Annotated in this window: 4 protein-coding genes; 2 read left to right on the forward strand and 2 right to left on the reverse strand. The window is 63.7% G+C overall.

The genetic code is table 11. From position 1 onward, the window contains the following. The first annotated feature begins 5 nt into the window (after positions 1 to 5). Both ACYQ6T_RS05485 and dnaE read left to right on the forward strand, forming a co-directional pair. Positions 6 to 980, forward strand: a complete 975-nt coding sequence (locus tag ACYQ6T_RS05485) for a quinone oxidoreductase family protein (protein ID WP_459828624.1) — start codon at positions 6 to 8, stop codon at positions 978 to 980. Then, positions 977 to 4492, forward strand: coding sequence for a DNA polymerase III subunit alpha (dnaE, locus tag ACYQ6T_RS05490; RefSeq protein WP_459828617.1), 3516 nt, complete (start codon positions 977 to 979; stop codon positions 4490 to 4492). Before ACYQ6T_RS05485 ends, dnaE begins: the two co-directional genes overlap by 4 nt. 25 nt (positions 4493 to 4517) lie before the next feature. Here dnaE and ACYQ6T_RS05495 read toward each other — a convergent pair whose 3' ends face one another. Further along, positions 4518 to 6212 carry a SulP family inorganic anion transporter gene (locus ACYQ6T_RS05495; RefSeq protein ID WP_459828619.1) on the reverse strand — a complete coding sequence of 565 codons (1695 nt, stop codon included), beginning with the start codon at positions 6210 to 6212 and terminating at the stop codon, positions 4518 to 4520. 171 nt (positions 6213 to 6383) lie between these two features. After that, on the reverse strand, positions 6384 to 8510 hold the full coding sequence (gene metG / locus ACYQ6T_RS05500) for a methionine--tRNA ligase (protein WP_459828620.1): 2127 nt from the start codon (positions 8508 to 8510) through the stop codon (positions 6384 to 6386). Positions 8511 to 8583 lie beyond the last annotated feature (73 nt).

Below are 8583 nucleotides of genomic sequence, written 5' to 3' on the forward strand. Positions count from 1 at the left end.
TGGCTCTGATCCATGCGATCCGTTTCGACCACTTTGGTGGTCCTGAGGTGTTGCGCTGGGAGGCGGTGGAACTACCCGATCCAGCGCCTGGCGAAATTCAGGTGCAGAACCGCGCCGTGGGGGTGAACTTCATCGACATCTACCACCGCACCGGCCTCTACCCGGTGCCCCTGCCCTCCGGGTTGGGTCAGGAGGCGGCAGGGGAGGTGGTCGCGGTGGGGGAAGGGGTGAGCGAGTTTGCGGTGGGGGATCGGGTGGTCTATTTGAGCCCGAAGCCAGCAACCTACGCCGAGGCGGTCAATGTTCCCGCTGATCGCGCGGTGAAATTGCCGCAAGCGATCTCCTTTGAGACTGCGGCGGCGATGTGGTTGAAGGGGCTCACCGCACAGTATCTCCTGCGGCAAACGCATCGTGTTTCTCCAGGCGAGTGGCTCCTGGTCCATGCTGCCGCGGGCGGTGTCGGGTCGATCCTCGTGCCGTGGGCGAAACGGCTCGGGGCGCGGGTGATCGGGACCGTCGGTGACGAGGAGAAGGCCAAGCGCGCAAAGCTCCTCGGCTGCGACGAGGTGATCGTCTACACCCGCGAATCGTTCCCGGAGCGGGTGCGGGAGATCACCGGCGGGCGTGGCGTCGACGTCGTCTACGACTCGGTGGGCGCCGCGACCTTTGACGGGTCGCTCGATTCGTTGCGGCCGCTGGGTTTGATGGTCTCCTACGGCAATGCCTCAGGAAAGGTCCCGCCGTTTGATATCGGTTTGCTTGCGGCGAAAGGGTCGCTCTTCCTCACGCGCCCCTCGCTCTTTACATACGTTGCGGAGCGTAGCCGCTACCTCAAGATGGCCGAAGAGCTCTTTGCGGCGTGGCAGGCGGGGTGGTTTACTGTGGAGATCGGGCAGCGCTTTCTTCTACCCGACGCCGCAAAGGCTCACGAAGCGTTGGCCTCCCGGCAGACGGTGGCGAGCACGATCCTGACGCCATGACCTCGCCGTTTGTCCATCTGCGGCTCCACAGCGAGTTCTCGATTCGCGAAGGGATCGTCACGATCCCCGAGGCGGTCGAGCGCGCGGTGGCGTGCGGCATGCCGGCGTTGGCGCTTACCGACGTGATGAACGTCTTTGGGCTGGTGAAGTTTTACAAGGCGTGTCGCGCGGCGGGCGTCAAACCGATCATCGGCGTCGACGCGCGCGTCGCTCATCCCGATGATCCGGAAAATCCCGACGCGGCGCTCGAGCTGTTGCTCATCGTCCGCCACCGCGAAGGGTACCGGCAGCTCTGCGAACTTCTCTCCCGCGCATGGTTGGAGAACCAACATCGCGGACGGGCGCTGTTGCGGCCCGAGTGGCTGACCCGCGACACCTGTGCTGGGCTGATCGCGCTCTCGGGTGGGGCGCGCGGCGTGCTCGCGCCAGCGATCCTTGCTGGCGACGATCGCGGCGCGCGGCAAAGCGCCCACGCGTGGCTGGGCCGCTTCCCGGAGGGTCATTTTTTCGTCGAAGTGCAGCGTGCGGGTCTGCCCAACGAGGAGGCCTACCTCGCCGGGGTGGTACCGCTTGCGGCGGAGCTGGGGCTACCGGTCGTCGCGACCCACCCGATCCAGTTTCTCCGGCGCGAAGACTTCACCGCGCATGAGGTCCGCTTCTGTATCGCCGAAGGGTACGTATTGAACGACCCGAAGCGACCGCGCCCCTTTACCGAGGAGCAGTACTTCCTCGCGCCGGAAGAGGTTGCCGAGCGCTTTGCCGATCTGCCCGAGGCACTCGCCAATAGTGCGCTCATCGCCCAAAAGGCGAACTTCACGATCCAGCTTGGGAAGAGCTTCTTGCCGGCGTTCCCGACCCCGGAAGGGATGACACTGGAGGAGTTTTTCGTTGCGGAAGCGGAGAAGCGGTTGGCGGCGCGGCTTGTTGAGCGCTTCCCCGATCCCGTCGAACGCGAGCGGGAGCGGCCGCGTTATGAGGCGCGCCTCCAGTTTGAATGCGAGACGATCATCCAGATGGGGTTCCCCGGCTACTTTTTGATCGTCGCCGACTTCATCAACTGGGCGAAAACCCATGGCGTGCCGGTGGGGCCGGGGCGGGGCTCGGGCGCAGGGTCGCTCGTGGCGTATGCGCTACGCATCACCGACCTCGACCCCCTCTCCTACGCGCTTCTCTTCGAGCGCTTTCTCAACCCCGAACGGGTGTCGATGCCCGACTTCGACGTCGACTTTTGCCAGGAGAAGCGCTACCAGGTGATCGACTATGTCCGGCAGCGCTACGGCGCAGAGGCGGTGAGCCAGATCGCGACCTTCGGCACAATGGCCTCGAAAGCAGTGGTGCGCGATGTCGGCCGAGTCTTGGGGCTCCCCTACGGCTTGTGCGACCGGATCTCGAAACTGATCCCCACCGAAGGGGTCAAGCCGGTGTCGCTTGCCAAGGCGCTGGAGCTCGAGCCGCAACTCCAGGAGCTGATGGCCGACCCGCAGGATGGGGAAGCGATCCGCCAGCTCTTTGAATTGGCGATGCCGCTCGAGGGGCTCACCCGCAACGTCGGGATGCACGCCGGCGGCGTGCTGATTGCTCCAGGGAAAATCACCGATTTCTGCCCCCTCTTTGTCCAGGAAGGGGACGATCCGAGCCCGGTGTCGCAATTCGACAAAGACGACGTCGAGGCGGTGGGGTTGGTGAAGTTCGATTTCCTGGGGCTCAGAAACCTCACGATCATCCACGAGGCGCTCGATCAGATCGAACGCCTCACCGGCTCCCGCCCCGATCTCACCCGCATCGGGCTTGACGACCCGGCGACCTACCAGCTCCTCAAAGAGGCCAACACCACCGCAGTCTTCCAGCTTGAATCGGAAGGGATGAAGAAGCTCCTCAAGAAGCTCCAGCCCGACCGGTTCGAAGACATCATCGCGGTGCTCGCCCTCTACCGTCCCGGGCCGCTCGGCTCCGGCATGGTTGACGACTTTATCCTGCGCAAACAAGGCAAACAGGCGATCGACTATTTCCACCCCGACCTTCAAGCCTGCTTGGAGCCGACCTACGGGGTGATCGTCTACCAAGAGCAGGTGATGCAGATCGCCCAGATCATTGGCGGCTATACCCTGGGGGCAGCCGACCTCTTGCGCCGCGCGATGGGCAAGAAAAAGCCCGAGGAGATGGCGAAACACCGCGAGATCTTCCGTAAAGGGGCGGTCGAACGCGGCTACGACGAGGCGCTCGCGATGCGCCTCTTCGACTTGATGGAGAAGTTCGCCGAGTACGGTTTCAACAAATCGCACACCGCCGCCTATGCGGTGGTCACCTACCAGACAGCTTGGCTCAAACGCCACCACCCTGCCGCCTTCTTCGCCGCAACGCTCTCGTCCGATATGGACGACACCGACGCGGTGAAGGTCTTCTACGACGATGCGCGCGAAAATGGCCTGACGATCCTCCCCCCCGACGTCAACGCCTCCGACTACCGCTTCCAGGCGATCGACCCCCAGACGATTCGCTACGGGTTGGGGGCGATCAAAGGGGTCGGCGAGCCGGCGGCGCGGGCGGTAATCGAGGCGCGCCACCGCGGGGGGGGCTTTCGCGACCTTTTCGACCTCGTTGCCCGTGTCGACCGCCGCGTCGTGAACCGGCGGGTGCTCGAGCAGCTGGTGCGCGCGGGCGCCCTCGATACCCTTCCGGGTCACGAGGCGGTGCGCACACCGGATGGCCACTGCAACCGCGCGCGCCTGCTTGCGTCGATCGAACTTGCGCTCGACACTGCCGAGCAGCAGGAGCGGGCGGCAATGCAACGGGGCCTTTTTGACGATGGCCCGAGCGAGCGCTGCGCGTTCACCCCGCAATTCGCGACGGTCCGCGCATGGAGCGAGCGGGAGCGGTTGAAAGAGGAGAAACTTGCGCTCGGCTTCTTCCTCTCCGGCCACCCCTTCACCGCGTTTGCCGCCGAATTGCGCGAGACGATCCCGACCCACCTTGCCGCGCTCACCCCGAGCCGCGATTCGGTATGGGTCTGCGGGGTGATCACCGAGGTGCGGACCAAAATGGGGGCGCGGGGGCGGATGGCGTTCGTGACGCTCGACGACGGGTCGGAACCGCGCGAGATCCTCTTCTACCGCGAACTCTACGACGCAGTGCGTGGGATTCTCGTTGAGGATGAACCGCTGATCGTCCGTGTGCGGGTCTCACCCGACGACTACAGCGGGGGATTTCGCGTCGTCGCTGACGAGGCGCTCACGCTTGCCGAGTGGCGGGCGCGGCAACTCAAAGCGATCGAGCTCACCGTGGGGGAGCATCTGCTCGCGACGCCAGTGGCCACTGAGCGGCTCTGTGAGACGCTCGGCGCCTTTCGGGTGGCGAACGCGAGCGACGGGGTCCCCGTAGTGCTGCGCATCGTTCTTCCCGAAGGTCGCGTCGCCCTGCGGCCGAAAAGCGCTCCGCTCTTGGTCAAGCCCGACGACGCTTTTTTGGTCGAACTCCGCGGGCTCTTCGGGGTCGAGGCGCGGCTGCGCTACTGACGGCCCGCCGCGCTTCGGGCTCCCCCTAGACGTAAGAGATCGCCGCTTCCCCGCGGTGCCACTGGACGCTCGCTTGCAGCGCCTCGTCGAGCGTCTCAAAAACCTTATCGCGTCCCAGCTCGTCGAGAAAACCGCTGTCGTTGAGGATTCGGTGCGGTTGCCGGTTGAGACCAACCAGAAGCACGACAATGCCCCGTTTGGTCAGGTCGTTGCGGATCATCTCGAGCGTCTCCAACCCCGACGCGTCGATGTTGATGAGGCGGTGGAGGTCGAGGATGATCACGTCGGGCCAGTCACGGGTTTCGAGAAAGAGGTCGAGCTTGTGGACGGCGCCGAAGAAGAGCGATCCCGAAATCCGATAGGCGGCGACCCGCATCGTGCCATCCTCCCGCCGCCATGCGTCGGCGTTGGGGTGGCGCTCAAGCGCAATCGGCTCGACTTCGGTGAGTTGACTCATGCGGTAGATGAAACCGAACGAGGCCAACACCATCCCGATCTCCACCGCAATGGTGAGGTCGAAAAGCACCGTGAGGAGAAAGGTGGTCAAGAGGGTCACGCGGTAGCTCAACGCAAATCGCTTGAGCGACCGCCAACTCATCTCATGCCACTCGCCCATGTTGACGGCAACCACGAGGACAATCGCCGCGAGGGTGGTGAGCGGCACAAAAGCGGCGGCGGGGGCCAACAAGAGGACGACGAGGAGCAGCGTCACGGCGTGGATCATCCCTGCAACCGGTGTACGACCGCCAGAACGGACATTGGTGGCTGTCCGGGCAATCGCACCGGTAGCGGCAAACCCGCCAAAGAGGGGGGCGACGACGTTCGCAATGCCCTGCGCCATCAGCTCCTGGTTGGGGTCGTGGCGGTCGTCGATCATGCCGTCGGCGACGCGCGCAGAAAGCAGGCTTTCGATCGCGCCCAGAAGGGCAATCGCGATCGCGGCCGGCAAAAGGTCGCGCAACGTCGAGAGGTTCAACGCGGGCAGTTGCAGCGCGGGGATTTCGGCCGGAATTCCGCCAAAGCGACTGCCGATGGTCTCGATCGGCAGCGACCAGAGGGCGTTCACGGCTGTAGCGACGATCAGCGTCGCGAGCGGCCCAGGGAGGCGCTGCATCCAGGCAATGCGTTTCGCCAAACGGTTCCAGGCCAGAAGAAAGAGGAGCGACGCGACGCCGAAGAGGGTTGTTACCCGATCCCACGTCGGCAAAGCGGTGAGCAACGCCTCCATCTTGGCAAAAAATTCCCCCGGGAGGTTGGCGATCGATAAGCCGAGAAAATCCTTGATTTGCGAAATAAAGATGACGACGGCGATCCCATTGGTAAAACCGATCACAACCGAAATGGGAATGAAGCGGATCAACCCGCCGAGACGCAATGCCCCCATCGCAAAAAGCAAAACGCCCGCAATCATCGTGGCAACGAGGAGCTGGTCCACGCCGTAGCGCGCGACAATGCCATAGATGATCGGGATGAACGCTCCTGTGGGGCCGCCGATTTGGACCCGCGAACCGCCCAAGGCGCTGATGAGAAAGCCGGCGGTGATCGCCGTCCAGATTCCGGCAGTGGGGGACATGCCACTGGCGATTGCAAAAGCCATCGCGAGCGGCAACGCCAGCACCCCAACGGTGATGCCGGCAGCGCAGTCACTCAAAAACTGCGCCCGCGAATAACCGGAATGAAAAAGATCGACCAAACGGGGATGAAAAGGAAACCACTTCATGATGATCCTCACGTTGCAAGAGACGATGACACAACCGAATCGATTACGGGTGCCGAGCTCGTTTGCGTCCGTGAGGAACGTGAAGATACCAAAGTCGCCGTGGGGTCAGACCGGTAGCGGTCATTTCCCCAGCGACGAGTATAAAGGGGTGCGGCGAAAAAGAGGCTGCGCTCATTTCACCCGCATACCGGGAAGCGCACCGCTATCGGGGGCAAGGAGAAAGAGGCCCGGGAGCGTTCCCGATTCGTCGCTCGCCGCGAGCACCATCCCTTCCGAGAGGCCAAAACGCATTTTGCGCGGTGCGAGGTTCGCGACCATCACCGTGAGCCGCCCGGTGAGCGCCTCCGGCGCGTAAGCCCCTTTGATGCCCGCGAAGACAGTGCGATAACGGGGCGACCCGTCGGGGTGGCATTCGCCGATGTCGAGCGTGAGTTTGACGAGCTTCTGCGCTTCTGGCACCGCTTCCGCTGCAACGATGCGGGCGACGCGAAGATCGACCGCGGCGAACTGGTCGATGGTGATCTCGGGGGCAATTTCGGGCGGGGGGAGCGTTTGCTGCTCCTCTTTTGTGGCCTGTGCCGCATCGGTAGCCGACGCCGACGGGGCGATGGTTTCCCGGTTTGCTGCGATCAGGCGGTCGAGTTGCTCCCGTTCGATGCGCCTCATCAGCGGTTCAAAGGGGGCAATCGCATGCCCCTCGGAGAGGGGTGCCCACGTCCCCTGCCAATCGAGCGGCGGGAGGTTGAGGAACGCTTCGATGCGCGCCACCGTCCGCGGCAGAATCGGCTTGAGGATGCGGGCGATGTCGCGAAACATCGTGAGGCCCGTTGTGCACACCGTGTGGAGTTGCTCCACGGCTCCCGCCTTGGCGAGCTCCCACGGTTTTGTCTCGTTGATGTAGCTGTTCGCGCAATCGGCAAGTTCCAACGCTCGGCGGGTCACAGTGGCGAAGTCGCTCGCTTCGAACGCGGCGTGAAGGGTCGCGTCCTGGTAGCGCTCGGCAAAGGGGGCGAGCGCTGCGTGATCGACCGGCCCCAACCGTCCGCCAAACCGTTTGTGGATGAAGCCGCTCAAGCGCGAGCCGATGTTGACGAATTTACCGACAAGGTCGCTATTGACCTTGGCGATGAGGTCGTCGAGTGCGAGGTCGACATCCTCCATCGTGCCGTTGGTTTTGGTGGCGAAGTAGTAGCGCAGCCACTCGGGGTTGAGGCCGAGATCGAGCCAGGAGCGGGCGGTGATGAAGGTGCCGCGGCTTTTGCTCATTTTCGCGCCGTCGACGGTGAGAAAGCCGTTGACGAACTCCCGCGTCGGCGTCCGAAAGCCGGAGAAGTGGAGCATCGCCGGCCAGAAGAGGGCGTGAAAGTAGAGGATATCTTTACCGATGAAATGGACCATCTCGGTGCCGGCTGCTTCCGCCGCCGCGGCGTCGAGGTAGGGGGTGGGGTCGATTCCCGCGCGCGCGGCGAAAGCCGAGAAACTTGCAAAGTAGCCGATCGGGGCGTCGAGCCAGACGTAGAAATATTTTCCCGGGGCGTCGGGAATCTCAAAACCGAAGTAGGGGGCGTCGCGGGTGATGTCCCAGTCGGCCAAGTGGCTCTCCGCCTCACTCCCAAGCCACTCCTTGAGTTTGTTCGCCGCTTGCGGGGGGAGCCGCGGTTCGCCCCGTGCGTTCGTGCCTGCGGTCCACTCCCGCAAGAAGGCGACACAACGGGGATCGGAGAGTTTGAAGAAGTAGTGGGTCGAATTTTTCAGGATCGGTTTCGCGCCCGAGACGGCGGAGTAGGGGTCGATCAGTTCGGTGGGGGAGTAGGCGGCACCGCACACTTCGCAGTTGTCGCCGTACTGGTCGGGCGCTTTGCAGCGCGGGCAGGTTCCTTTGACATAGCGGTCGGGGAGGAACATCCCTTTGACATGGTCAAAGAGCTGGGCGATCTCGCGCGCGACGATGAGCCCTGCTTCCTTCAGCCGCAGGTAGATCGTCTCAGCAAAGGTGCGGTTCTCGGCGCTGTGGGTCGAGTGGTAGTGGTCAAAAGCAACCAGGAAGTCGGTGAAGTCGGCAAGGTGCGCGGTGCGCATCCGGTCAATGAGTGCCTCGGGGGTGATCCCCTCCTTTTCAGCGCGGAGCATCACCGGGGTGCCGTGGGTGTCGTCGGCGCAGACGTAGTGGACGGTGTGGCCGCACATCCGCTGGTAGCGGACCCAGATGTCGGCGCCGATGTAGCCGACGAGGTGGCCGAGGTGGATGTCGCCGTTGGCGTAAGGGAGCGCGTTGGTGACGAGGATCTTTCGGGTCATGGTCGAGTGCAAAAGGGGCGCGTAAAGCGGAATTATAGCGCGGGGCGATTGGGCGGCAGCAGCCGAGGTCACC

This window comes from Hydrogenophilus islandicus, assembly GCF_054657095.1.